Genomic DNA, 24,163 nt, shown 5'->3' on the forward strand with positions numbered 1-24,163 from the left:
GACGATTTCCGGATGGAGCTGTTGCACGTTCGCGATCTCGCCCATGTGGTCGTCGATTCGGTTCGGAACTGTGCCAGCCGCGTTGCTCCACATCGACTTGAGAGAAATCAGCAGGCGGTACTTTCCCGCAAACTCATACGCAACGTCCCAGTTTTTCTGGCGCGCGAGGCCGGGAACGCAAAGTTCACCGCCGGTGCCGCCAGATGCGTTCGGCAGACCGTGTTCTGCGAGCTGAGCCTTTACATAATTCGCCAGGGCCAAGAGCCGATCGGGTGACTGCACGGGCCTGAGCATGACCGCGTCCACTACGTCTTCGAGCGTCACTCGATCATCTCGCGTGAATTGGGTACTCGAGGTTTGGTGGAAAGCACTATATTGTGGCGCATGCGGAAGATAGTCGGTAGCCGGGAGCCCACGGTGGCGCGCAAATTCGCGGAGCGGGACGCCGCGTTTGCGGCGCGCCCGGCCCTTCTTGGGACCCGCCATGAGCTCTACCTCGGCGATGCGCGATCCATGCTTGAGTTGGATGCGGGTCGGAAGTTACATCTGGTTGTCACTTCTCCACCTTATTGGACTCTGAAGAACTACGAGGGAACGGCCGGACCAGCTCAGCTCGGCGCTGTCCAAGATTACGAGCGGTTCCAACTTGAGCTGGCGAAGGTCTGGAGGCGCTGTTTCGACCTGCTCGTCCCGGGCGGCCGGCTTTGCGTGGTCGTCGGCGATGTGTGTCTACCCCGCAAGTCGGGGGGGCGTCATCGTGTAGTTCCTCTCCATGCTGACATCGCCTCGCACTGCGGCAGGATTGGGTTCGACTACTTGACCCCGATTCTATGGCATAAGATCGCGAACGCCGTCACCGAGGTCGAAGGGAACGGAGCGGCATTTCTCGGAAAGCCGTATGAACCCAACGCTATCATCAAGAATGACGTGGAATACGTCCTTCTTTTCCGAAAGCCCGGGGCGTACCGTAGTCCGACTGAAGAGCAGCGTCGCTTGAGCCTGATAGACAAGAACGACCATGCAGCGTGGTTCCGATCGATCTGGACCGACATTCCGGGCGCCAGCGGTCAGAAGGGCCACCCGGCACCTTTCCCGGTCAAACTCGCTTACCGGCTGATCCGCATGTTCTCCTTCGTCGGCGATACCGTCCTCGACCCCTTTGTCGGGTCTGGCAGCACGACCCAGGGAGCAATTCAGGCCTATCGTTCGAGCGTCGGCTACGAAATCGAGCCTTACTATTTCGATCAGCTCAAGCAGAGGTTCAGCCAGTTCCAGGCCGGCATCGAGATCACATTCGGCGGTTGAGACGGACTAGCCAAACGCCGCCGCCAGCCGTGGGTGCGTATCTAACTCCCTGCCGCTCAGCCTCATAGCTCACCCATCCCCGGCTGCCGAGCCGGGCCGAGTAGCGTAACTCCAAGTCCCCGAGTATCTTTGCGCCCGTTTAATCCCCGGCCATCGGTTTCGGGCCCCATCGTCGCCCCGGAGCGCCTCTGGAACTGCCAAACCAGCACCGGATTCCGCTCGCGTGGCTCGTTGAGCACGGGGGCGCGTCGATCCGGTACCGGACTTACCGCGAGCTGGCGCCCGAAGGATACGCTCCGCCCGAAGCCCTCCAGGCTGCCGGGGCCGCCATCCTCACCTCCAAGGCCGCTCTCGCGGTCGTGAAGAAGCAGAAAGACACCGGCGTCTGGGGCGGGAATCTCCTGGGCCTCGCCCCTTCGGCGGCGCAGGGAATCAAGGACGTCGGCACCATTCCTCAGTACCGCCGGCTCCTCCAGCTCGCATGGCCCTTGGATGATCGCCGGTTCAAGCTGGCGGACCGCATCCTTTTCCGCCTCCTGAGCCGAGACGAAAACCCGGCCCTGCTCTTCGAATCGCAGAAGCTCGTGGCCGCCGAGCCGGCCGCCGGCGAGTGGGTGCGCGAACAGATCCGCGAGGCCGCCTCCGCCGCCCTTGCGGAGGCGGGCCATGGCGAGGACCCGCGGCTCCGCGGCTCGGGCCATCGCATCGCGAACGGCATATCCCAGTTTCTCCGGAGCCCGCTGGCCGAGCGACCCTTCACCAAGTCGGGCGCCACAATGGTGCTCCACCCCGAGGCGCACCCGCCAAGCTGGTACTCGGTCGCAATGATCGCCGCGATGCCGAACTTGCAGCGCGAGCGGGCGGGCTTCACCGAGCGGCTCGGCCACTATCTCGCGCAGCCCGCGCCGAAGAAGGCGTTCGCCGTACAGCTCGGCCGCAAGCTGGTGAAGCCGGCCCACCTGCTCCTGGGCGACCCGATCGTGGCCGACTCCAAGGGCATGGCGGCCGACATTCCGCTCGCGCTCTACTACATCGAGCTGCTCGCGCGCATCGGTGCGCTGCACACCGCACCGGTGGCCACTCGCGTGCTCGCCCGCCTGCTCCGCGACTGCGACGAACGCGGCGTCTGGTCGCCCAAGGCGCTGCGCAGTCAGCCGAAAGCGCTCAATAAGATCACCTACCACTGGTATCCGCTGCTCGTCGACCCCAAGAGCCAGGACGAGCGCGAGGCGGACGTAACCTTCCGCCTGTCACTCATCGCCAAGCTGCTCGGCTGGTACATCGAATACGCGTGATCAGCAGCAGGACGTGATCGGCCTCGGAGCTTGACCCACGCGGCGTAGCATCTCAAACTACGGGACATGCCGCGAATCGATCTCACCCCGTTCGGCTTTACTCCCACTGAAAGCCTGGTCTACGAGGTGCTGCTCACGGGCGGCCCCGGCACCGGGTACGCCATTGCGCGTGCAGCGGGGCTCGCCCGCGCCAACGTGTACAGCGCCCTCGAGGGGCTCGTGACCAAAGGCGCGGCGCGCGTAGAAGGCGGCCGCCCCAAGCGCTACCAGCCCGAGGATACGACGGCGCTCGTCGGGCGCATCGCCAACGAGCACGGCCAGGCCCTCGACCGGCTGAGCGCCGATCTCGACGCGCTCGCGGTGCCGGCGCCCCCCACCGTGGTCGAGGTCTCCTCTCCCCGCGCGGTCCTTCAGCTCATTTCGCACGACGTTGCCCGGGCTACTCGGAGCGTGTGGCTGCTCGCGCCGCCGGAGGCGTATCCGCTGCTGGCACCTGTGCTCCGGCGCGCCGCGGGGGCCGGCGCCGCGATTGCGCTCCTCTCGACCGGGCCGGCAAGCCTTGATTTTGCTGCCGTCCGCGCCGTCGAGCCGCGCCCCGGCGGCCCCGCGGGAACAGCCTTTGACTGGCCAGGAACGCCGATCGTCTGTATCGTGGATGAACGGAGTGCGGTGCTCGCCTATCGGAAGGACTCGGACGTCCATGGCCACTGGAGCACCGCGCCTGCCTTCGTGGCGTCGGCCCGGCTGACCTTCGAGCGCTGGCGAAGCTCCGTCTAGCACGGCTCCCGCCGGTTCGGAGCGCTCACTCCCCCGTGAGGTCCCTATGATGAACGCCACGGCCAATCAGGCCAATTTGAGGCGCCAGTCGCATCTCGACTGCGTCGCCAAGGCGCCCGAGCACCTCGCCGAGTTGCGCCGCGCTATCGCGAGCTTCGGCCGCGATGCCGCGGGCGCCGCTGGTTCGCTCAAGGAGCTGTTGCTTGGACTCGCGGCTTCGGCCGGCTCGTGCGGCCTTGCCGAGGTGAAGGCGATCGCCCGCGAGGCCGCGGTCTGGATCGGTTCAGGCCCCGCACCCGACGAGCCCGCGATGACCCGCCTCGAGCGGATGATCACGGCGCTCGAGGCGGCGTTCGCGCGGCGTCCGCTCAGCTAGGCGATTCCACCGAGATCGCGGCGAGCACGCCGCCCGTCGCAAAGTTGGCGAGGTCTCCGGCCACCGCCTGGAATCCCGGCGTGCCGATCCCCTTGCGCAGCGCGTCCTCCGAGGGAAACCAGAGCTCCGCCTTGCGGTAGTACGGCGCCGCGGACCCGTCCAATCCACCCGTGAACTTCACCAGCTCTGCCCTGGTAAAGCCGATCTCCTTCGCGTGTCGCTCGACCAGCGGGATGTGCGTGGCCGCATAGTAGCGTTCGAAGGCCGCCGGATCGCGCGGCGCGTTGTAGAGGACGACGACGGCAGCTTGCGGGGTCGGCATTGATGCGTTCCTCCGAGGGTGAAGGACCAGCCCGGCCGCGGCCTTCCGCGGCGGGCCCCCAAGCGTAGGGCCGTCCGGCGGCACGCGCTACCCGCACGGCGCGCCGCAACCACTCACTCCCCACTCGAGGTGCTCGTCGCCATGATGCTGGCCGCGCTCGCGCTCGCCGCCGCGGGACTCGCCGTGCAGCAGAATCCGGCCGCGCCGGCCGCACCCGCCCAGGCGCCGCCGGCTCCGCTCCCCACGATCGCGGCGCGCACCGCCGGCCTCGTGCGGCATGACGGCTTCGTGCCGTTCGTGCTCGACCCGAAAACCGGCCAGCTCCTGCTCGAGCTCCCGCGCGACGGCATCCGCCTCCTCGACTGCGTCACCCTCGCCGCCGGCCTCGGCTCGAATCCGGTGGGGCTAGACCGCGGCGCCACGGGCAACTGCAACGTCGCCCGCTTCGAGCCACACGGACGCAAGCAGGTGGTGATCTTCGAGAACTGGAACTACCGGAGCAGCTTCACCGATAACCCGGCGCACGCGCGGTCGGTCGCCGAGGCGTTCGCGCCCAGCGCGGTGGCGGCGCTGCCGCTGGCGGCGGAAGAAGGCGGGCGGGTGCTGGTGGACGCCACCGATTTCCTGATCCACGACTGGATCGACGTGACCGGCGCGCTGGCCGATGCGAAGCAGGGCGCGTACGTCCTCTCGCGCGATCGCTCGTACATCTACGAGCCGGACACGCGCGCGTTCCCCAGGAACACCGAGCTCGAGGCCGCGCTCACCTTCGAGGCGCGCGACCGCCCCGGGCATATCGCCTCCGCCATCGCGCCCGACGGCCGCTCGCTCACCCTGCGCCAGCACGTGACACTCACCGAGCTGCCCGACAGCGGCTACCGGCCGCGCGAGCTCGACCCGCGCATGAATTACTTCGGCATCACGTTCAAGGACTACGCCCAGCCCGTAGACCAGCCGCTCGTGCGCCGCTGGATCGCGCGCCATCGCCTGACGCGGGTGAACCCGGCCGATCCCTCGAGCCCGATCAGGAACCCGATCGTGTACTACGTGGACCGCGGCATCCCCGAGCCGCTCCGCACTGCGGCGCTGGAGGGCGCGCGCTTCTGGACGCAGGCGTTCGACAAGGCTGGTCTCAAAGGCGCCTTCCGCGTGGAGCTGCTCCCGGACAGCGTGGACCCCATGGACATCCGCTACAACGTGGTGCAGTGGGAAAACCGGAACGAGATCGGCTGGAGCATCGGCGGCGGGCTCATCGACCCGCGCACCGGCGAGATGATCAAGGGGATGGCGCGGCTCGATTCACACCGCGGGCGCACGTCGTACGGCATCGTAGCGGCACTCGCCGGCGCCGAGACCGCCGCCGATACGCACTTCGTGCTCGGCCGCGTGCGCCAGGTGACCGCCCACGAGATCGGCCATACGCTCGGCATGGCGCATAACTACATCGCGTCGACCTACGGCGCCGCGACTCCGGGGCGCGGCTCGGTGATGGACTATCCGGCGCCGCGCGTGACGCTCGACGAGAAGGGCGACATCGACGTGAGCGACCCCTACGCCACCGGGCCTGGCGACTACGACGTCCTCTCCGTCCGCTGGGGCTACGGCATCTTCCCGCCTGAGCACGAGGCCGATTCGCTCCGCGCCATCGTGGCCGAAGGGCTGCGCGAGGGACTGCTCTTCCTGAGCGACGACGACGCGCGGCCCGACTATGCCAGCGACCCGCGGGTGAGCCTCTGGGACGACGAGGCCACGCCCGAGCAGTTCCTCGCCCGCCAGATGGCGGTCCGCCGCGCCGCGATGCGCCGCTTCGGTCTTGCCAGCATCCACCCGGGCGAGCCGGTGGCGACGCTGCAGGAGCGCTTCGCGCGGCTCTACTTCTTCCACCGCTTCGCCGCGTCGTCGGCCGCCAAGACGATCGGCGGGGTCGAGTACCAGAACGCCGTCGCGGGAGACGGCCAGCAGGCGACGCGGCCCGTGCCGGGCGCGCGGCAGCGGGCAGCGCTCGCGCAGCTCCTCGCCGCCGTTCAGCCGGCCGAGCTCGCGATCCCGGACACGATTCTCACACTGCTCGGGCCGCGCCCGTTCGGCTACGACACCTCGAGCGAGCTGCTCGCGTCGCGCACCAGGCCCGAGTTCGACGAGTTCGGTGCGGCGGCCACGCTCGCCGGGCTCATCCTCGACCCAATCCTCCAGCGCGAGCGGCTCGCGCGCCTTGTGCAGCAGTCCGCCCACGATCCCGCGGCGCTCGGCCTCCCGGAGCTGCTGGCCCAGGTGAAGCGGAGTGTGTGGGATACCCGGGCCGACCGCAATCCGCGCGACGCCGGGCTCCGCCGCGCCGTCCAACGCGTCCTGGTCGGCCGCCTCCTCGAGCTCGCCGCCGATACCGCCGCCGCGCCCGATGTCCGCGCCACGGTCGAGCTCACGCTCGGCACGCTCCACGGCGAGGCCGCGGCGCGAGGTCGCGCGACGGGAGGCGGGACCGCAGCTTCGGTGCTCGGCCGCGCCCACTGGCAGGCGATCGCCGCCGAGATCGCGGCTTGGCAGAAGGACCGGCGGCTGCCGTCGGCGGCGCCGCTTCCCGCACCGCCGGGCGATCCGTTCGGGGATGGCGCCCAATTTCCGTAACTCCCTACTCGGCGCCGACTCCCCTCGGGTCGGAACCCGCCGGCGGCAGCGCGAACGCGAGGACGTCATCCCCGCTCCCGAAGTATTCGCCGTCGCCGCCGGCCGCGATCACGACGTACTGTCGCCCGTCGCGTCCCTCGAATGTCATCGGCGTCGCCTTGCCGCCGGCCGGGAGCGACGCATGCCAGAGCTCGCGCCCGGTCTCGATGTCGAAGGCGCGTAGCTGGCGGTCGAGCGTCGCCGCGACGAACACGAGGCCGCCCGCCGTCGCGATCGCACCGCCCAGGTTGGGCGAGCCGAGCCCGGCGAGCGCAGCCGAATCCGCGGGTGCCGGGTGGAGGAATCCGTTCAGCGAGCCGAGCGGCACCTCCCACAGCTTCTTGCCCGTTGCGAGGCTGACGGCGACCAGCGCGCCGAACGGCGGTGGCGTGCACGGAATCCCGGACGGCGCGAGCAGCAATCGCCGACGCATGATGTACGGCGTGCCCCGCATGCGCGTGGTTTCGTAGCCCAGCCGCTCGCCGGTGGCGCGCAGCGAGTCCTCCGGCACCGTCTCCGCACGAAAGAGCTGGACCACCGCGGCGATTCGATTGACCGGTGCCACCACGATTTGTCGCCCCGGATCGTACGCAACACCGCCCCAGTGCGCGCCTCCAACGTTCGCCGGCAGTGCCACCGTCCCATCGAAACTTGGCGGCGTGAAGATCCCCTCGTTCCGAAGCCCCGACACCATCGCGCGGCAGGCGGCGCGGTCAGCGCCGTTGAGGCCGAACACGCTGTCCGGATCGAGCCGCCCCGGGCTCAGCGCCGGGAGGGTGGAGAACGGCTGCGTGGGCCACGCGCGCTCGCCGGGCACGGTGCTCGGCGGGACCCGCCGTTCCTCCACGGGAAAGAGCGGCGCGCCGGTCTCCCGGTTCAGCACGTAGAGCATGCCCGTCTTCGTCGCCTCCACGACTGCCGGAACATCGCGGCCGCCGCGCCGCACCGTCACCAGCGCCGGCGGCGCCGCGTTGTCGTAGTCCCAGAGATCGTGATGTACGGTCTGAAATGCCCAGACCAGCGCGCCGGTCGACGCGCGGAGCGCCACGACCGAGTTGGCGTACCGGTTGCTGCCAAGCCGCTCGCCGCCGTAGTAGTCGGGGCTCGGCGAACTGGTCGGCACGAAGACGAGATCCCGGGCGGGATCGCCGGCGATGACGGACCACGCATTCGCGGCACCGGTATGATGAGCGCCCGCGCCCTGCCAGGTAGCGTATGCCGGATCGTCGGGACGCTGGGGCACCGGATCCCAGGTCCAGCGCAGTGCGCCGGTGCGCGCATCGTATCCGCGCACCTCGCCGCTCGCCGCATGGGCGCGATTGTTGTCCGAGACGGCGGAGCCCACCACGACGACGCCGTTCACCACGGCGGGCGGGGACGTGACCTCGTATTCCGCGGGCTCGTACGGCGCGTTGCGGAGCCCCCGGTGCAGGTCGACCGTCCCCCCCGTTCCGAATCCCGCGCATGGCTTGCCGCTGACCGCGTCGAGCGCGATGAGTCGCCCGTCAATCGGGGTGTCGTACACTCGACGCGCGCATGCGGCGCCCGGCCTCGCCTCCGGATCCGTCCACGTGCTCACACCACGGTTGACGAAGTCCCCGAATCGTATCGAACGGTCCATGTGCGGATCGAACGTCCAGCGCGTGCGCCCGGTCTCCGGCTCGAGCGCCAGGACTCGGCCCGTCGGGGTCGTGACGTACATCGTGCCGTTCGCCACCACCGGCGTGGACTCGAACGACGTCCGATGTTTGGCTGCGTGCTCAGGATCCGACTCGCCGGTATGGATGTGCCATGCCGGCACGAGGCGCTGAACGTTCTCGCGATTGATCTGCGTGAGGCGCGACCACCGGCTGCCGAGCGCGTCGCGCCCGTATTCGGGCCAGTCACCGGCGGCCGCCGCTGAGCCGGCCGCGGGCGCCGCTGCCTCCGGGGGGTGTTGCTGGGCGAGCGCGAGGCCGGGCACGGCCAGCATCGCGAGTGCGGCGAGCGCGGCGGCGATCGGCGAACGGATCACGGAAGCCTTCCGGTGAGTGCTGCCGCACACGATAGCGGCGGCCGGGTGGGGGGCCAAGCGATCCGGGACGACCGGGACCGGGGCGGGACCAGTCGCGCGGATGGCGCGGAAATCGGCCCTTGACTCTATACCACGGTACAAGGTCTATGCTGAGGAACGAACGGAGAGGCACCATGACGGAACCGGCAACCCGCAACCGGAACATGACCATCGGCGAGCTGGCGCGCCGCGCCGGCGTCGGCGTCCAGACGGTCCGCTACTACGAGCGCCGCCGCCTGCTGCCGGCCGCCGCCCGGCGGAGCTCGGGGTATCGCGAGTTCACGCCCGCGGCGCTTGACCGCCTCCGCTTCATCCGGCGCGCGCAGGAGCTGGGGTTCACGCTGGCCGAAATCGCCGAGCTGCTGGCGCTCCGGCTCGATCCGCACACCACGGCGGCCGACGTGAAGGCGCGCGCGTCGCGCAAGATCCACGAGATCGACGAGAAGATGCGCGACCTCGACCGGATCAGGCGCGCGCTTGCGCACCTGGCGGGCCGCTGCCGGGCCCACGGCCCCACCGGCGACTGCCCGCTGATGGATGCGCTCGGGCCGCTGGACGAAACGGCGTTCGCCGACACGGCGCTGCGGGCGCCTGGTCCGGGCGCCCGCAACACCCCTGACACGCATGCGAGGAGCAAAGTATGACGACAAACACGCGAGTTCTGGACTGCAGTGCAACGGTGCATGAGATCATCGAACGCTACCCCGCGACCCGCGCCGTCTTCCAGCGCTTCGGCGTGGACCCGTGCTGCGGCGGGTCCGTCAGCGTTGAGGCGGCCGCTCGCCGCGACGGGATCGACCCGGACGTGCTGTGTACGGCTGTCCGCGCGGCGGCCGAGGGGACATGACGCGCGAGTTCCGGTTGAAGCGCGCCTATGAGGCGCCGGACCGGGCGGACGGCCGCCGGTTTCTCGTGGAGCGTCTCTGGCCTCGCGGCGTTCGCAAGGCCGATCTGCGGCTGGACGCATGGCTCAAGGACGTGGCGCCGAGCCCGGCGCTCCGGCGGTGGTTCGGCCACGATCCGGCGAAGTGGGCGGAGTTCAAGCGTCGCTACTTCGCCGAGCTGCGCGCGCACGACGAGGCCCTCGCGCCGCTCCGGGAGGCGGCGCGCCACGGGCCCGTGACGCTGGTGTACGGCGCGCGGGACACCGAGCACAATGCGGCGCTCGCGCTTCGCGAATACCTGGCGCGGCGGGGGCCGTCGTGACGGAGCGGGACGCTGCTCGACCGGACGATCGCCAGCGCCCGGCGCCGGAGCCGGCGCTCACAAGCGAGCGCGTGCGCGATGCCTTGCGCCACGTGTGCTATCCGGGCCTGAGCCGCGATCTCGTCTCCTTCGGAATGGTGGAACACGTGAGCGTCTGCGACGGGCGCGCGAAGGTGCGGCTCGCGGTCCGCACCCACGACGCGGGCACGCCGCTGAAGCTCCGGGAGAGCATCACGGCGGCCCTGCAAGCGATCGGCGCGACCGCGGTGGCCGTTGAGATCGTGCCGCCGGGTGCCGAGCCGCCGCGCGGGGGCACCGGCGGCCGGGATCCGTGGGCGGACCAGGTGCGCCTGGCCGCGGTGAAGCACGTGGTCGCGGTCGGCGCCGGCAAGGGCGGCGTGGGCAAGAGCACCGTTGCGGCCAATCTGGCCGTGGTGCTCGCGCGCGAAGGGCTGCGCACCGGGCTGCTGGACGCGGACATCTACGGTCCGAGCCTTCCCATGCTCCTCGGCATCGAGGACGGCGCTCGCCGCGTGCGCCTGAGCCCCGAGAAGCACATCGTGCCGCTCGAGGCGCACGGCCTGCCGCTCATCAGCTTCGGCTTTTTTCTCGGCGAGCGATCGCCCGCCATCTGGCGCGGGCCGATGGTGTCCAAGGCGGTGCGCCAGTTCGCGCGCGGGGTCGCGTGGCCCGAGCTCGACGTGCTCGTGATCGATCTGCCGCCGGGCACCGGCGACGTGCCGCTCAGTCTGGCGCAGACCATCGTGCTTTCCGGCGCGGTGATCGTCACCCAGCCGCCGCGCGTCGCCGCCGCCGAGGCGCGCAAAGCCGCCGAGATGTTCCGCGCGCTTGACGTGACGGTGCTCGGCGTGGTGGAGAACATGACCGGCGCGTTCGGGCGGGGCGCAGGCCCGACATTGGCGAATGAGCTCGCGGTGCCGCTGCTGGGCGAGGTGCCCTTTGATCCGGGCATGGTCGCCGAAGGCGATGCCGGCACGCCGACGGTCATTGCGCGCCCCACGAGCGCAGCGGCCGGCGCGTTCGAAGCCGTCGCGCACGGCGTCGCGGCGGGGCTCGGGTGGCGCCACGTGCGCCCGGACGCCGCACCCGGGGGGCCGGCATGACGAGCGCCGCGAAATCGCCGGGCGTGCTCACCCCGGCTCCCGCCTCGATCCGACTCGCGGGCCAGCACTTCGCGGCGGCGACGCTTTACCTCCTGGCCGGGGCTGCCGGCGTCGTGTGGATCGCGCCCGCGCTCGCGGCGGGCGCGTACCTCAACCCGCGAGTCGCGGGCGTTACGCACCTCTTCACGCTCGGCTGGCTCACGACGGCGATCTTCGGCGCGCTTTACCAGTTCCTGCCGGTGGCGCTCGGCGTTCCGGTGCGCTCCGTCGTGGTGGCGCAGGCCGGCTTCTGGACCTTCGTGCCGGGGGTGGCACTCTTCGCCGTGGGAATCGCGACGGGCGGGATGACGCTGCGACACGCCGGCATCACCCTCGTGGGCACCGGCGTCGTGCTCGCCGGAGCGAACTTCGCCGCGTCGTTGGCGCGTGCCCGGACCCGCGACGTGACCTGGGCCGCCGTTGCGCTGGCGCTCACATTCCTCGCCTCGACGCTCGGGCTCGGCATCCTGCTGCTCCACAACCTGCACACCGGGTTCATCGCGGCGACCCGCCTCCGCGTGCTCGCCACGCACCTGCACGTCGCGATCGTGGGGTGGGTCCTCATCATGATCGTCGGCATCTCGCATCGCCTGCTGCCGATGTTCCTGCTGGCGCATGGCGCGGACACGCGCTGGACGCGGCGCGCGCTCGCGCTCCTCGCCGCCGGCGTCGCGGTCCTTGGCGCCGGCCTCGTGACCGGCCGGCGAATCCCGGTCTGGACCGGCGCCCTGCTGCTCGAGGGCGGGCTCGCGTGTTTCCTCCGGCAGGCCGGCGCGTTCTATCACGCACGCATGCGGCGGGACATCGATGTCGGGTTGCGCTTCGCCGCGGTCGCCCTGGCGTTTCTCGCCGTGAGCGCCGTCCTCGGGCCGGCCGCGCTTGCGGGGGCGGGCCCGCTCGCACGCGTGGCCACCGCGTACGTTGCGGTGGGACTCCTCGGAGGGGTCGTGCTCTATGTCGCCGGGATGTTCTACAAGATCGTGCCGCTGCTCGCGTGGACGGCTCGCTTCCGCGACCGCATGGGCAGGCAGCCTGTGCCGGCCGTAGCGCAGCTCTACTCGGCGCGCCTCGCGCTCGTGCAACTCGGGCTCATGACCGCCGCCATCGTTCTGCTGACCGGCGGAATCCTCGCCGGCTCGGTGCATGCGGCCCGATGCGGCGCGGTGCTGCTCCTCGCAGGTGTGCTCGTCTTCGCGCTGCAGCTCGCACGCGTGGTACTCGGCCGCCCCGCGTCCGCGCCCCTGGCACTCGGCGGCGTACCCACCAGGGCCGGCAGGGGAGCGCCAGCATGAAGACCCCCTCAGCCCCCCGCCCGATCGCTCCCACCGACCGCGTGAGCGACGTGCTCGCGCGCGACGACACGCTGGTCGAGGTGTTCGCCCGCCACTCACCCCATTTCGCCAAGCTCCGGATTCCCGCGATGCGGCGCGTCATGGCGCGCCTCGTCACGGTCGAGCAGGCGGCCCGGATGGCCCACGTGAGCGCCGCGGGACTGGCGGCGGAGCTGAACGCGGCGCTCGGGATCGGCTCGACGCCGGCCGGGCGGAATCCGGCCGCACCCCCAACTCCGCTCGACGGCTCGGACTCCGGGGCACGCGCAGCGAGCGCCGAGCCCCCGGAGCGTCGCCACCCGGGCGGGCGGCGCGTCGTCGTGGTCGACGTGCGGGAAGATCTTCGCGCCGGCCGCGAGCCGTTCGCGACGATCATGCGAGCGGTGCGCGCTCTGGGCCCGGAGGAGGTACTCCGGGTGCGCGCGATCTTCGAGCCGGTACCGCTTTACGCCGTACTCGCGAAGCACGGCCTCGTCCACGAGGCCGGCGCCGATGATGCTGGGGATTGGTCGGTCTGGTTCTGGCGCCCGGCAAAGAACAATGCGCGCCCGGGCGGCGCCGAGGCGGAGCCCGCGCCGGCAGCCGCTGTCGGCGAGCCGCCTCCGCGCGCTCCGACCACGCCAGGCCCGCAGGAGCTACCCGGCGACATGGTCTGGCTCGACGTCCGCAACCTCGAGCCGCCCCAACCGATGCTCCACACGCTCACCGCCCTCGAGACCCTTCCCGCAGGTCACACGCTCGTCCAGGTGAACGCGCGCGTGCCGCATTTCCTGCTTCCCATTCTGGTGGAGCGCGGGTTCGACTTCGAGGTGGATGAGACCCGGCAGGACCGCGTGCTCGTGCGGATCCGCCGCGCCACGTGACCACGACACGACTCCACTTCTTTTCATTTGGGAGAACCATATCAATGTCAGCTCAAACGCTCGAACTCGACGTTCGCCTGATTCCGCCTCGCGAAAAGCACCCGGCCATCTTCCGTGCCTTCGACGACCTCTCCGGCGGGCAATCGCTGGTGATCATCAACGACCACGACCCCCGTCCGCTTCGCTACCAGTTCGCGGCGGAGCGGCCGGAGAGTTTCGATTGGTTGTACGAGGCGGAGGGGCCGGAGGTCTGGCGCGTTCGGATCACGCGGCGATGACCCGACTCGACGACCTGCGCCGGGCGCTCGCCACGGTGATTGATCCCGAGGTCGGGCTCGATATCGTCACGATGGGGCTGGTGTACGAGATGGAAATCGACGGCGGGACCGCACGGATCGTCCATACGTTGACCGTGCCCGGGTGCCCCATGGAACGCATCATCACGGACGGCATTCGCCGGGCCGCCCTGACCGTGGAAGGCATCCAGACGGTGGAAACGCGGCTCGCGTGGGACCCGGCCTGGCATCCGGGAATGATCGACCGCAACGCACGGGTGTAGGCGTCCTCAGCACCGCGCGCCGGGGCCGAACGCGTCGCCGCCACGGCTCCGGTACCGCCGGCTCCAGGTGAGCGTGGCGCCGCTCGCGAGCACGATGCGGTAGTCGCCGTGCGACCAGGGGTGCAGTTCCCGGATCGCGTCGAGCCGCACGATGTCGCCCTTGTTGATCCGCAGAAACTGCTGCGGGTCGAGCCGCCGCTCGAATTCACCGAGCGTGGCGCGGAGCATGTAGGCCACGGCGGCCCCGCCTGCCCCCGCGCCCGCGCCTGCGCCTGCGCCTGCGTGCAGCCGAACGTAGTTCCGATCCCCCTCGATTCGCTCGATCTGCTCGACGGGGAGCAGGAGCGCGCGGCGTCCATCCTGCACCATCACTCGCCGGAGATAGCCGCCCCGCCCCGCGCCAGCCAGCAGCTCCCGCAGTCGCTCGACGGTGGCGGCCGCATCGCTCGCCGAGCGCTGCGCCAGGTGCGCTCGCACGCGCGCCAGCGCGCTCCGGAATCGCTGCGGTGTGACCGGCTTCAGCAAGTAGTCGAGCGCATGGACCTCGAAGGCGCGCACCGCGTGCTCGTCGAATGCCGTCACGAACACCACCGGGGGCATCGCCTCGGGACCCACCTGCTCCACCACACCGAAGCCGTCCAGCAGCGGCATCTGCACGTCGAGGAACACGAGGTCCGCTTTGGTGGACCGCACGAGCTCCACCGCCTCGGCGCCGTTCCTCGCCTCGCCCGCGATATCGACGTCCGCTTCCGCGCCGAGCAGTGCGCGCAATTTGAGGCGCGCCGGCGCTTCGTCGTCAACGATCAGCGTGCGCATGCGGTGCGAGCGGCCGGCGGTCCAGTGTGGCAGCAGGCGCCAGCCGGAACGGGAGGCGCATTTCCGCGACAAAGCCCCGGCCGGGCACGGCCCCCACGCGGAATTCGTGATCGCTGCCGAAGAGCAGCGTGAGCCGCTCTGCGGTCGCGGTGAGCCCGACTCCAGGTGTCGTGCGCGCCGCTCCCGCCGCCGCGCCATCGGCGCCGTCGCGGGCTTCGCTCGCCGCGCCGTCGTCCTCGACTTCGAGCGCCAGCTGCCCGCCCTCGCGCCAGGCGCGCACGTCGATGCGGCCGCGACCCACGCGCGTGGCGTTCCCATGCCGCACCGCGTTCTCCACCAGCGGCTGCAGCAGGACCGAGGGTACCAGCGCCCCGAGCGTGTCGGCCGCCACGTCGATCACGATCGCGAGGTCGTCACCGAAGCGGGCCCGCATGATGGCCGCGTAGCACTCGAGCAGCTCCAGCTCCTCCGCGAGCGGTACCTCCTGCGTCTGCGTCGTGCGCAGCGATTGGCGCAGCAGCTCGGCCAGATGGCCGATCATCTCGTCGGCCGCCGAGGGGTCGTGATACATGGTTTGCGAGATCGTATTGAGCGCGTTGAACAGGAAGTGCGGCTGGAGCTGGAGCCGGAGATTCCGGAGCTGGGCCTCCACCAGGTGGCGGCGCAGTTCCTCCTCCCGCCGCTCGCGCGCCCGGCGGCTCCGGTGCGCGTCGAGCAGCGCGAGCGCGCCGAGCACGAGGGCGTAGCAGATGACGTCGTTCTGCGCCTCCATGAAGAAGCGGGTGGGGAACCGGCCGTAGTCGTATGGGCCGAGGCCGACGAGCGGCGCGAGCGCGCTGCGGCTGGCCCAGCGGAGCGTGGTGAACGCGATCGTGAAGGCGACAAACCCCGCCGCGTGCACCGGCAGGGCCCTGTACCAGGTGGCGCGGGTGAGCGGGTGGCGGCGCGCCAGCCAGACCACTCCGACAATCAGGACCACCCCGACGTACGCCGAGGTGAACTCCTCGAGCATCCGCATGCCGAGCGTGCCGGCGTGGTCCCGTGTCAGGTCGTCGAGATAGCGGTAGGAGAATGAGAGGGTGCCGAGCACCGTCCAGATCGCGAGCGCGCCAAGCCAGAAGGCCGGGCCCTCGCCGGCAAGACGGAACTGCTGCACGCGCGCGTGGGTCACGCCGTCGACTCTACCGGCCGCGCGCGGCCCCGGCAATGGCCTCCGGGATGAGCGGGACGGCGGCGGGACGAGCGGGTACGCAACGGGCTCCGCCTGGCGGCGGAGCCCGTTGCGCAATCGCGCCCTCGCGGCGGCGTTTCCCTGCGACGCCTAGTGCCGGAACCCCTGCGAGAGCGGCACCACGTCCCGCGGATTGACCTCGTCGCCAAAGAGCAGCCGTCCCTCGCGGAACGACGCTCCCCTGAGCGTGAGCGCCAGCACCTCGCCCAGCTCCTGCACCAGGAAGACGTCGAGCTTGTCGCGCACCTCCTGCGGCAGATCCTCGAGGTCAGGCTCGTTCTCCTTGGGGAGAATGACCCGGGTGATCCCCGCCCGCACGGCGCCCAGCACCTTCTCCTTGACGCCGCCGATCGGCAGCACCCGCCCCCGAAGCGTGATCTCGCCCGTCATCGCGATGTCGTGCCGCACCGCGCGGCCGCTCATCGCCGAGACGATGGCCGAAGCCATCGTGACGCCGGCCGAGGGACCGTCCTTCGGTATGGCGCCGGCGGGCACGTGGACGTGGATGTCGCGGTCGAACATCTCGTCCGGAATCTGAAGCGCGGCGGCGTGCGAGCGGGCGTACGTCCACGCCGCCCGGGCCGATTCCTTCATCACGTCGCCCAACTGGCCGGTGAGCACCAGCTCGCCCTTGCCGCGCATCGTGCTCGCCTCGACGAACATGATGTCACCGCCCGTCGGCGTGTAGTACATCCCGGTCGCGACTCCGACCTCGTCCTCCCGCGCCGCCTTCTCGGGGTGTACCCGCGGCCGCCCGAGCAGATCATCCACCATCGCCTTGTCGACGGTGAGCCGCTCGACGTCGCGCGCGGCGATCTTCCGCGCCACCTTCCGCGCGAGCCGCCCGATTTCGCGCTCGAGCTGCCGCACCCCGCTCTCGCGGGTGTAGCCGGTGATCACCTCCGCCAATGCCTCGTCGGTGATCTCGAGCTGATCCGGCGTGACACCGTTCTCCATGAACTGGCGCGGGATCAGATACTGCCGCGCGATCTGCTGCTTCTCCCGCTCGGTATAACCGGAGAACTCCACCGTCTCCATCCGGTCCAGCAGCGGACCCGGGATACTCTGGATGAAGTTGGCCGTGCAGATGAACAGCACTTCGCTCAGGTCGAACGGCACGCCGAGGTAGTGGTCCACGAACGAATCGTTCTGGGCCGGGTCGAGCACCTCGAGGAGCGCGCTCGCCGGGTCGCCCTGGAACGAGATGCCAAGCTTGTCGACCTCGTCGAGCAGGAAGACCGGATTCTTGGTGCCGGCCTGTTTCATTCCCTGCACGATGCGGCCGGGCATGGCGCCGACGTAGGTGCGCCGGTGGCCGCGGATGTCCGCCTCGTCCCGCGCGCCGCCGAGCGAGATGCGGACGTACTTCCGCCCCATCGCTCGCGCGATCGACTTGGCAATGGACGTCTTGCCGACGCCCGGGGGTCCGACGAAGAGCAGGATCGGGCCCTTGGAGACCTTGTCGTCCTCGTTGCCCGCGACCGGCCGGTTGGGCTCGGGCACCGTGGCGGTGGCCACCGGCGTGTCCGTGGATTCGCCCGCCGCGACTTCGGCATCGTGCTTCAAGGCCTTCTCGTCACCCTTGCCGTCGGTGGCGGGTTCGTCGCTTTCGGCGTGACTGGCGGAGCGCCGCGCCGCGCCCCTGAGCTGCCGCACCGCAAGGAACTCGAGCACCCGGTCCTTCACGTCGCTTAGCGCATAGTGGTCCTCATCGAGGATGCGCTGGGCCTCGCGCAGGTCCAGGTGGTCCTGGGTGCGCACGTTCCATGGCAGCTCCGCGATGTTCTCGAGGAAGGTCCGGATGACCTGCGACTCCATCGACTCACGACCGATCCGGCTGAGCCGCCCGAGCTCGCGGTCCACTTCCTTCCGGGCCTCGGCCGGGAGGTCGAGCCCCTCGAGCTTCTGCTTCAGCTCCTCGAACTCGCTGCTCCCCTCCTCGTCCTCCCCCAGCTCCTTGCGGATCTGCTTCAACTGCTCGCGCAGGAACATCTCCCGCTGCCGCTCGCCCAGCTCCTCCTGGACCTGCGACTTGATGTCCTCCTGCGCGTCGAGCAGGCTGATCTGCCGCTGCACGTGCACCAGCACGCGCCGGAGCCGCTCCTCGACCGAGAGAGTCTCGAGGAGCTGCTGCCGCTGCTGCGGGGTGATGTCGATGTAGCCGGCAACGAGGTCGGCAAAGCGCCCGGCCTCGTTGACGCCGGCCAGCACCTGCTGGACGACCTCCTCCGGCAACCCGGACTTCTGCCCGAGCTCCGCCGCCCGAAGCCGCGCCTCGCGATGGAGGGCCACGAACGCCGCATCATCTGCGTTGAGCGGCAATAGCTCCTCGGCATCGCGCACCACGGCCTGCAGGTAGCCGTCCTTCTCGCCGTAGTGCAGCGCGATCCCGCGCCGCTCGCCGTGGAGCAGCAACTGCATGCCCGAAAGCCCGCGCTGCATCTGCCCGATGCGCGCGATGGTGCCGATGGTGTACAACGCTTCAGGGGTGACGCTCTCCACGTTCTGGCGCTGCGACACGGCGAACACCAGCCGCTCGGGCGTGGTGAGTGCCGCTTCGATGGCGCGCAGCGTGGCGGGCCGACCGGCCCCGATGGGGGCGGTGACGCCAGGGAAGAGTACGACCTCCCTCAAGGGGAGGACCGGCAGGGTCAGCCGTTCAGCCATGTTGTCTATCGCTCCTCAATGCCCCTCGCAGGGCGGGATGACGCATGAAACGCGAGCCGGCCCCTCGAAGCATCCAGCGTGCCATGCATGGGGGCCGACTCGCTGTTGCCCCTAAACAAGTTACGGAGCGGCTCGGTTCCCCTGCCTCGTGCTGCCGAAGGCCTGAGATACCTGAAATGTCGGGCCGCGAAGTACGCGCTGCCACATTGACACCGGATGCGGATCAGCGATGCCCGCGAGCGCCGGCTTGCGCGCCGGCATCCGCCCGCATGTTGCCGCGGGCCGGACATACGCGCAGATTCCTCGCGTCTATGGCGCTGCCCGCCCTGCTCGACCCCCGACCGATCTAGCGCACCGGCTCGGCTGAACCTGTGAGGCAACGCACGCGATGACCAACCCACCCGACCAGCCGCTGCCGGTACGCCTTGCCAAGGCGCTCGGGACGGCATACACCGTCGAGGGGGAAATCGGTCGCGGCGGCATGGGTGTTGTCTACCGCGCCCGCGACGAGCGCTTGCAGCGCCGGGTCGCGATCAAGGTCCTCCCGCCCGAGCTTGCCTTCCAGAGCGACATCCGCGAGCGCTTCACCCGCGAGGCGCAGACGGCGGCGCGCCTCTCTCACCCGCACATCGTGCCGATCCACACCGTCGGCGACGGCGAGGGGCTGGTCTACTTCGTCATGGGCTACGTCGACGGCGAGTCGGTGGCCGCACGCATCAAGCGGCGGGGCCGGCTCCCGGTGGAAGAGGTGCGCCGGATCATGCGCGAGACGGCAGACGCACTGAGCGCCGCCCACGCGCTGGGCGTGATCCATCGCGACATCAAGCCCGACAACATCCTGCTCGAGGGCACCCGCGGCCGGGTGATGGTGACCGACTTCGGCATCGCGAAGGCGCTCTCCGGAAGCTCGGGCGCCACGCTCACCGGTGCGGGAGTCGCCATCGGCACGCCCTCGTTCATGAGCCCGGAGCAGGCGGCCGGTGAGCGTGAGATCGATGGCCGGAGCGATCTCTACAGCCTCGGCATCGTAGGCTACCAGATGCTCACGGGCGAGCTGCCGTTCCAGGCGCCCACGGTTGCCGGCATCCTGATGAAGCAGATCACGGAGCCCGCGCCGGACGTGGCGATGCACCGCCCGGACGCACCCGAAGATCTTGCGCTCGCAGTGAGCCGATGCCTCGAGAAGGATCCCGAGAACCGCTGGCCCAGCGCCGACGCGCTCCGCCGCGCGCTCGAGAGCCGGAACGTCGGCGGCTACCGGCCGACCGGACTCGGCTGGCGCGCGGCGCCCGGGGGCAGGCCGCGCGACGGCACGGCCCGGCGCTCGCTCGCCGGCCCCGCGGCGGGCACGGGGCGCCCGGGTCTGCCGCGCCCCGGCACGCGCCCGGGCACCGCAAGACCGAGCCCGGGCAGAGCACCGATTCAACGGACCTCCCGCCCGCTCGCCACCGACGACCGCGCGGTTCCGGACACCGGTGAGCCTCAGATCGTGCTCAGGGTGCGGGCGAAGTTTGCCCGGTGGGCGGCGGTCTCGGGCGGCCTCTTTTTCATCAACATCGCCACCGGCATCCAGGACCCCTGGTTCCTGATCCCCACCGCGGCCATCGGCATCGGTCTGCTCAAAGGGTACGGACTCCTCTGGCAGGCCGGCTATAGCTGGCGGGACGTGCTGATGCGCCCTCCCGCGCCGGACGCGCTCGAATCCACCCAGGTGAAGGGCGGCAAACTCCCGCGCCAGCTCGCACCGCCCAAGGCGGACGAGTTCGGCGCGCAGCTCGCCGTCATCATGCAGGCCCACGGCGATCGGCAGGCGATCTACAAGCTGCTCGATCGCCTGCCGGCCTCGGAGCGCGAGCTGCTGCCGGAGATCGCAGCCACCGTAGACGGGCTCTACAACCGCGCCACCGACCTCGCGCGCACATTGCACGCGATGGACAGCAACCTGGACAGCGGCGGCCTCGCCCATCTCGACGATCGTATCGCCGCCATCCAGCGGGAGCCGGAGGACGCGGAGCGCGCCCGCCGGCTGGCGCTGCTCGAAAAGCAGCGCGACACGGTCAGCGATCTTCGGAGCCGGCGCAGTCTCGTGGCGAGCCATCTCGAATCGTGCGTGCTCGCCATGCAGAACGTGCGATTCGATCTGCTCCGGCTCCGCTCGGCCGGCGTCGATGCGGTCCTGGGCGACCTCACCAACGCCACCCAGCAGGCCAAGGCGCTCTCGCGCGACGTGGACAACGTGATCGCAGCGGCGGGCGAAGTCAGAGAAGCGATGCGCTGAGCTCGGCTCCGATCCGCCTCACCTCCCGCACCGTTTCCAGCCAAGTCAGCATGTCGTCCACCATGCGGTGGCCCAGGGCGCGAAGGTCGGCCCAGCTCTCGGGATCGAACGACTCTTCGGCACGGCGGCCGTCGTGCGCCGTCATGGAGTGGCGAGCCCGCCGGCGGCCAGACGGGCGTCGCACGGCACGGTGATGCGCTGAATCTCAAGCACCCGCGCGAAGTCGGGGTGGAGAGGATTGACGAGAACGTTCAGCTCAAACGGACGGGCAACCATCGCGGGGACGAGAAGCGCCACGCTCCGGCGTTCCGCGAGCCAGCGATCACCGAACGCGCGCGCCGCGGCCGATGCCTCGGCATCCCACCCCGGGAGCGACTCGGATGCCAGCCGCTCGACCCCGCCGTCCGGCACGTCGAGCTGCGCCACGTGGTGCGCACCGGGCAGGCGTATGCCGTCGCGGTGCACCAGGATCTCGAGCAGCGTGTTGGCGTAGCTAACGGCCGCGTATACGACGGGGCGCCCGCGCGAGTTCCAGCGGCCGCCCCGCTCCGCCGCGCCGGTGCCGTCGAGCGGCGCGTACTTGACCTTGCAGGTGCGATACGCGAGCACGCTCAGACCGGCAGGCTGTACTCCAGTTTCCAGAGCACGTCTTCGACCTGGCGCGCGCCCAGGTCCGTGCGGGCGAGCTCGATGGGCGGCCGCCCGCCGAACAGCGCGTGCGGCGTCTGCAGGAAGGCGCGGGCTTCCTCGGCCGACTCGAGCACCCGCTCGGCCAGCGCCATGAGCCGCGCGATGCGCTCGGCGCGCTCGCTCTCTTCCAGGGTGAGCGGCTGCCCATCCCGGAGGCGCCGCTCGAGTGTGGCCCGCGGCGCCACCACACGCTCGACCCGCCGTGCCTCGGCCGGCGAGCGGCCGACGTACCGCGCGACCCGGCGCGCGGTGCTTGCGGGGAGCCCCCGCTGCAACCGGCGAAGCAGCTCGGTGGGTGTGCGCACCCGCTCGCGGAGGAGGTTGCCGCCCAGGATTTCGGCGACCTTGTGGATGTCGGTCATGGGCCCTCAGGCGCGGGTGGACCAGATGAGCACTAATCTATGCCCATCTGGTCCACTGGGAAAGCCCAGCGATCAGAACTCCGCCAGCTCGCTCATCGCCTGCTTCAAGGTTCCGACCTGCGGCAGGATCACTTCTTCCAGCTCGGGCGCGTAAGCCACGAAGGTGTCCGTCGCGGCCAGGCGGCGCACCGGCGCGTCCAGCCATGCGAACGACTGGTCGGCAATGCGCGCGGCGATCTCCGCCCCGTACCCCCACGAGAGTGCATCCTCGTAGGCCACGAGCACGCGGTTGGTCTTCCGCACCGAGGCCTCGATCGCGGCCCAGTCGACCGGCGAGAGCGAGCGCAGATCGAGCACCTCGACCTTGAGCCCACGCTCGGCCTCCAGCTCTTTGGCCGCCACCAGCGCGCGCTGCACCACGGCGCCGTAGGTGATCACGCTGAGATCACTCCCCTCGCGCACCACCTTTGCCTTGCCGAACGGAATCATGAAGTTCGGGCCGGGATTCGGCGCCTTGTTGTAGGCCTGGCGATAGAGGTGTTTGTGCTCCAGGAAGAGCACCGGGTCCTCGCAACGGATGGCGGTGCGAAGCAGGCCGTTCGCATCGAGCGCAGTGGCGGGACAGATCACGCGGAGCCCGGGCACGCCGGTGAACACGGCGGCGCCGGTCTGCGAATGGTACGGACCGCCGCCCTTGAGGTATCCGCCGTAACTCACCCGCACTACGACCGGCGCGGACCACGCGTTGTTCGAGCGCCACCGCATCGTGGCCAGCTCGTCGCGGAGCTGCATGTACGCCGGCCAGATGTAGTCGAAGAACTGCACCTCGACCACGGGCTTGAGCCCCCGCTGCGCGAGCCCGATGGCGCGCCCCACGATGTTGGCTTCCGCGAGCGGCGAATTGTAGACCCGGTCGCTGCCGAAGGCGCGCTGCAGGCCCCAGGTGACCTTGAAGACCCCGCCCTTCCCCTTCACCGAGCCGAGACTTTCCTCGCGGCTGCAGTCGGCCACGTCCTCGCCGAAGACGAGGATGCGGGGGTCGCGCGCCATCTCCTCGCGCAAGCAGACATTGAGCAGGTCGACCATGGTCGTCGGATCGCCCGTGAAGTGGGGGTCGTCCTCGGTGTCGAACTGCTCGGAGGTGGGGTCCACCTCCATCGAGTAGACGTGGTGAGAGACCGTGTCACGCGCGGGCTGCGGTGCGGCGAGCGCCGCCTCCGTGGCACTCCGCAGCTCGTCGTCGACCCGCTCCTTCACCGCGTCGATTTCTGCCTGAGTGGCAATGCCTTCCGCCAGCAGATAGGCGGGAAAGCGGCGGAGCGGGTCGCGCTCGGCATCGGCCTGGCGCTCGGCGGGGGTGCGGTACTGCACCTCGTCGTCCGAGAGCGAGTGACTGTAGGGCCGGATGACGTGCGCATGGACCAGCGCGGGGCCCTTTCGAGCGCGGCAGTACTCATGCGCCCGCGCCAGCGTCTCGTACGACGCGAGCAGGTCGCAGCCGTCGACCTCCTCGATGAACAGTCCGGGAAAGCCGGTCACGAGCTTGGAAATGGATCCGCCCGCCGTGTTCACTTCGACAGGCACCGAGATCGCGTAGCCGTTGTCTTCCACCAGGAACACGACCGGAAGCGCGAGGTTGCAGGCGGTGTTGAGCGCCTCCCAGAACTCGCCCTCGCTCGTGGTGCCGTCGCCGGTGGAGCAGAGCACCACCTCGTCGGCGTGATAGCGGTCATCGCGCTCGGCGAGCGCGGGCACGCCGGTGTATCGCAGCCACGCCTCGGCCGCGCCTACCGCCTGGAGGAACTGCGTGCCGGTAGGACTTGAGACGCTCACGATGTTGAGGTCCCGGTAGCCCCAGTGCGATGGCATCTGGCGCCCGCCCGAGTTCGGGTCGGCGGCGGCACCTACGGCCGAGAGGAGCTGCTCGGTGGCCGTCATGCCGAGGCCGAGACAGAGGGCGCGATCGCGATAGTAGAGATAGAACCAGTCGTATGCGGGCCGGAACACGCGGGAGGCAGCGGCGAGCACCGCTTCGTGTCCCGCGCCCGAGATCTGGAAGAAGATGCGGTTCTGGCGCTTGAGCTGGATCTCGCGGTCGTCGATGCGCCGCGAGAGCAGCATGATGCGGTAGAGCTCGAGCAGGTCAGCCTTGTCCAGAGGCTTCGCGGCGGCGCGGGCTCGGCTGGAAGCGCGTGTGGCCATGGA

At 70.2% G+C, this 24,163-nt stretch carries 24 protein-coding genes; 14 read left to right on the forward strand and 10 right to left on the reverse strand.

The genetic code is table 11. The annotated features are described in order from the left end of the window. The coding region (locus VFW66_02725; protein ID HEX5385595.1) for a hypothetical protein at window positions 1-324 on the reverse strand (324 nt) is incomplete at its 3' end. A 93-nt stretch (window positions 325-417) separates the two neighbouring features. Here VFW66_02725 and VFW66_02730 point away from each other — a divergent pair. From VFW66_02730 to VFW66_02745, 4 genes are all read left to right on the forward strand, one after another. Then, window positions 418-1,305 (forward strand): site-specific DNA-methyltransferase, encoded by an 888-nt coding sequence (locus VFW66_02730; GenBank protein HEX5385596.1) that lies wholly within the window; start codon window positions 418-420, stop codon window positions 1,303-1,305. A gap of 359 nt (window positions 1,306-1,664) precedes the next feature. After that, complete coding sequence (locus VFW66_02735) at window positions 1,665-2,600, forward strand: hypothetical protein (GenBank protein HEX5385597.1); 936 nt, start codon at window positions 1,665-1,667, stop codon at window positions 2,598-2,600. Between the two features lie 66 nt (window positions 2,601-2,666). Then, the gene (locus VFW66_02740) at window positions 2,667-3,377 is read left to right on the forward strand and encodes a helix-turn-helix domain-containing protein (GenBank protein ID HEX5385598.1); all 711 of its coding nucleotides are present in this window, start codon (window positions 2,667-2,669) and stop codon (window positions 3,375-3,377) included. A 46-nt stretch (window positions 3,378-3,423) separates the two neighbouring features. Continuing rightward, window positions 3,424-3,753: a hypothetical protein gene (locus VFW66_02745; GenBank protein HEX5385599.1), complete on the forward strand. Its 330-nt coding sequence runs from the start codon at window positions 3,424-3,426 to the stop codon at window positions 3,751-3,753. On the opposite strand, the gene VFW66_02750 is transcribed toward VFW66_02745, so the two are convergent. Continuing rightward, the gene (locus VFW66_02750; GenBank protein HEX5385600.1) at window positions 3,746-4,075 is read right to left on the reverse strand and encodes an EthD family reductase; all 330 of its coding nucleotides are present in this window, start codon (window positions 4,073-4,075) and stop codon (window positions 3,746-3,748) included. The two genes, VFW66_02745 and VFW66_02750, sit on opposite strands and share 8 nt — an antisense overlap. 141 nt (window positions 4,076-4,216) lie before the next feature. Here VFW66_02750 and VFW66_02755 point away from each other — a divergent pair, with 141 nt between their 5' ends. Beyond that, window positions 4,217-6,700 (forward strand): zinc-dependent metalloprotease, encoded by a 2,484-nt coding sequence (locus VFW66_02755; protein HEX5385601.1) that lies wholly within the window; start codon window positions 4,217-4,219, stop codon window positions 6,698-6,700. Between the two features lie 4 nt (window positions 6,701-6,704). Here VFW66_02755 and VFW66_02760 read toward each other — a convergent pair whose 3' ends face one another. Further along, window positions 6,705-8,753: a pyrroloquinoline quinone-dependent dehydrogenase gene (locus VFW66_02760; GenBank protein HEX5385602.1), complete on the reverse strand. Its 2,049-nt coding sequence runs from the start codon at window positions 8,751-8,753 to the stop codon at window positions 6,705-6,707. A gap of 173 nt (window positions 8,754-8,926) precedes the next feature. Between VFW66_02760 and VFW66_02765 the strand changes: the two genes are divergently transcribed. From VFW66_02765 to VFW66_02800, 8 genes are read left to right on the forward strand one after another with little or no spacing between them, the layout of a single operon-like run. Continuing rightward, window positions 8,927-9,436 carry a heavy metal-responsive transcriptional regulator gene (locus tag VFW66_02765; GenBank protein ID HEX5385603.1) on the forward strand — a complete coding sequence of 170 codons (510 nt, stop codon included), beginning with the start codon at window positions 8,927-8,929 and terminating at the stop codon, window positions 9,434-9,436. Further along, entirely contained in the window at window positions 9,433-9,639 is a 207-nt protein-coding gene (locus VFW66_02770; protein HEX5385604.1) for a DUF542 domain-containing protein, read from the forward strand. Before VFW66_02765 ends, VFW66_02770 begins: the two co-directional genes overlap by 4 nt. Beyond that, complete coding sequence (locus tag VFW66_02775; GenBank protein ID HEX5385605.1) at window positions 9,636-9,998, forward strand: DUF488 domain-containing protein; 363 nt, start codon at window positions 9,636-9,638, stop codon at window positions 9,996-9,998. Before VFW66_02770 ends, VFW66_02775 begins: the two co-directional genes overlap by 4 nt. Then, a complete protein-coding gene (locus VFW66_02780) occupies window positions 9,995-11,122 on the forward strand; it encodes a P-loop NTPase (protein ID HEX5385606.1) in 1,128 nt (375 codons plus the stop codon). Before VFW66_02775 ends, VFW66_02780 begins: the two co-directional genes overlap by 4 nt. Continuing rightward, window positions 11,119-12,453 (forward strand): hypothetical protein, encoded by a 1,335-nt coding sequence (locus tag VFW66_02785; GenBank protein ID HEX5385607.1) that lies wholly within the window; start codon window positions 11,119-11,121, stop codon window positions 12,451-12,453. The genes VFW66_02780 and VFW66_02785 overlap by 4 nt, the downstream gene beginning before the upstream one ends. Beyond that, the gene (locus VFW66_02790; protein ID HEX5385608.1) at window positions 12,450-13,355 is read left to right on the forward strand and encodes a DUF2249 domain-containing protein; all 906 of its coding nucleotides are present in this window, start codon (window positions 12,450-12,452) and stop codon (window positions 13,353-13,355) included. Before VFW66_02785 ends, VFW66_02790 begins: the two co-directional genes overlap by 4 nt. A gap of 44 nt (window positions 13,356-13,399) precedes the next feature. After that, on the forward strand, window positions 13,400-13,633 hold the full coding sequence (locus VFW66_02795) for a DUF2249 domain-containing protein (protein HEX5385609.1): 234 nt from the start codon (window positions 13,400-13,402) through the stop codon (window positions 13,631-13,633). Next, complete coding sequence (locus VFW66_02800; GenBank protein ID HEX5385610.1) at window positions 13,630-13,914, forward strand: metal-sulfur cluster assembly factor; 285 nt, start codon at window positions 13,630-13,632, stop codon at window positions 13,912-13,914. The genes VFW66_02795 and VFW66_02800 overlap by 4 nt, the downstream gene beginning before the upstream one ends. Window positions 13,915-13,920: 6 nt before the next feature. Here the strand turns inward: VFW66_02800 and VFW66_02805 are convergent, their stop codons facing one another. The 3 genes from VFW66_02805 to lon all read right to left on the reverse strand — a co-directional run bounded on the left by VFW66_02805 (window position 13,921) and on the right by lon (window position 18,628). Next, complete coding sequence (locus VFW66_02805; protein HEX5385611.1) at window positions 13,921-14,730, reverse strand: response regulator; 810 nt, start codon at window positions 14,728-14,730, stop codon at window positions 13,921-13,923. Continuing rightward, complete coding sequence (locus VFW66_02810) at window positions 14,711-15,901, reverse strand: histidine kinase (GenBank protein ID HEX5385612.1); 1,191 nt, start codon at window positions 15,899-15,901, stop codon at window positions 14,711-14,713. Before VFW66_02810 ends, VFW66_02805 begins: the two co-directional genes overlap by 20 nt. A gap of 150 nt (window positions 15,902-16,051) precedes the next feature. Further along, complete coding sequence (lon, locus tag VFW66_02815) at window positions 16,052-18,628, reverse strand: endopeptidase La (protein ID HEX5385613.1); 2,577 nt, start codon at window positions 18,626-18,628, stop codon at window positions 16,052-16,054. Window positions 18,629-19,016: 388 nt separating this feature from the next. Between lon and VFW66_02820 the strand changes: the two genes are divergently transcribed. Next, window positions 19,017-20,906: a protein kinase gene (locus VFW66_02820; GenBank protein HEX5385614.1), complete on the forward strand. Its 1,890-nt coding sequence runs from the start codon at window positions 19,017-19,019 to the stop codon at window positions 20,904-20,906. Here VFW66_02820 and VFW66_02825 read toward each other — a convergent pair. The 4 genes from VFW66_02825 to VFW66_02840 all read right to left on the reverse strand — a co-directional run bounded on the left by VFW66_02825 (window position 20,887) and on the right by VFW66_02840 (window position 24,160). Beyond that, a complete protein-coding gene (locus tag VFW66_02825; GenBank protein ID HEX5385615.1) occupies window positions 20,887-21,051 on the reverse strand; it encodes a hypothetical protein in 165 nt (54 codons plus the stop codon). The genes VFW66_02820 and VFW66_02825 overlap by 20 nt on opposite strands. Beyond that, window positions 21,048-21,515 carry an RES domain-containing protein gene (locus VFW66_02830; GenBank protein ID HEX5385616.1) on the reverse strand — a complete coding sequence of 156 codons (468 nt, stop codon included), beginning with the start codon at window positions 21,513-21,515 and terminating at the stop codon, window positions 21,048-21,050. Before VFW66_02830 ends, VFW66_02825 begins: the two co-directional genes overlap by 4 nt. A gap of 2 nt (window positions 21,516-21,517) precedes the next feature. Then, the gene (locus VFW66_02835; GenBank protein ID HEX5385617.1) at window positions 21,518-21,958 is read right to left on the reverse strand and encodes an antitoxin Xre/MbcA/ParS toxin-binding domain-containing protein; all 441 of its coding nucleotides are present in this window, start codon (window positions 21,956-21,958) and stop codon (window positions 21,518-21,520) included. A 72-nt stretch (window positions 21,959-22,030) separates the two neighbouring features. Further along, window positions 22,031-24,160, reverse strand: coding sequence for a dehydrogenase E1 component subunit alpha/beta (locus VFW66_02840; GenBank protein HEX5385618.1), 2,130 nt, complete (start codon window positions 24,158-24,160; stop codon window positions 22,031-22,033). Window positions 24,161-24,163: the final 3 nt, after the last annotated feature.

The sequence above is a fragment of the Gemmatimonadales bacterium genome, assembly GCA_036279355.1.
GTDB lineage: Bacteria > Gemmatimonadota > Gemmatimonadetes > Gemmatimonadales > GWC2-71-9 > DASQPE01.

Bases quoted from the DNA above. Each gene is read 5' to 3' on its own strand.
- VFW66_02820 (HEX5385614.1), top strand. From the start codon at position 19,017: ATGACCAACCCACCCGACCAGCCGCTGCCGGTACGCCTTGCCAAGGCG.
- VFW66_02770 (HEX5385604.1), top strand. From the start codon at position 9,433: ATGACGACAAACACGCGAGTTCTGGACTGCAGTGCAACGGTGCATGAG.
- VFW66_02740 (HEX5385598.1), top strand. From the start codon at position 2,667: ATGCCGCGAATCGATCTCACCCCGTTCGGCTTTACTCCCACTGAAAGC.
- VFW66_02785 (HEX5385607.1), top strand. From the start codon at position 11,119: ATGACGAGCGCCGCGAAATCGCCGGGCGTGCTCACCCCGGCTCCCGCC.
- VFW66_02755 (HEX5385601.1), top strand. From the start codon at position 4,217: ATGATGCTGGCCGCGCTCGCGCTCGCCGCCGCGGGACTCGCCGTGCAG.
- VFW66_02795 (HEX5385609.1), top strand. From the start codon at position 13,400: ATGTCAGCTCAAACGCTCGAACTCGACGTTCGCCTGATTCCGCCTCGC.
- VFW66_02805 (HEX5385611.1), bottom strand. From the start codon at position 14,730: ATGCGCACGCTGATCGTTGACGACGAAGCGCCGGCGCGCCTCAAATTG.
- VFW66_02750 (HEX5385600.1), bottom strand. From the start codon at position 4,075: ATGCCGACCCCGCAAGCTGCCGTCGTCGTCCTCTACAACGCGCCGCGC.
- VFW66_02745 (HEX5385599.1), top strand. From the start codon at position 3,424: ATGATGAACGCCACGGCCAATCAGGCCAATTTGAGGCGCCAGTCGCAT.
- VFW66_02825 (HEX5385615.1), bottom strand. From the start codon at position 21,051: ATGACGGCGCACGACGGCCGCCGTGCCGAAGAGTCGTTCGATCCCGAG.
- lon (HEX5385613.1), bottom strand. From the start codon at position 18,628: ATGGCTGAACGGCTGACCCTGCCGGTCCTCCCCTTGAGGGAGGTCGTA.
- VFW66_02765 (HEX5385603.1), top strand. From the start codon at position 8,927: ATGACGGAACCGGCAACCCGCAACCGGAACATGACCATCGGCGAGCTG.
- VFW66_02835 (HEX5385617.1), bottom strand. From the start codon at position 21,958: ATGACCGACATCCACAAGGTCGCCGAAATCCTGGGCGGCAACCTCCTC.
- VFW66_02790 (HEX5385608.1), top strand. From the start codon at position 12,450: ATGAAGACCCCCTCAGCCCCCCGCCCGATCGCTCCCACCGACCGCGTG.
- VFW66_02775 (HEX5385605.1), top strand. From the start codon at position 9,636: ATGACGCGCGAGTTCCGGTTGAAGCGCGCCTATGAGGCGCCGGACCGG.
- VFW66_02800 (HEX5385610.1), top strand. From the start codon at position 13,630: ATGACCCGACTCGACGACCTGCGCCGGGCGCTCGCCACGGTGATTGAT.
- VFW66_02840 (HEX5385618.1), bottom strand. From the start codon at position 24,160: ATGGCCACACGCGCTTCCAGCCGAGCCCGCGCCGCCGCGAAGCCTCTG.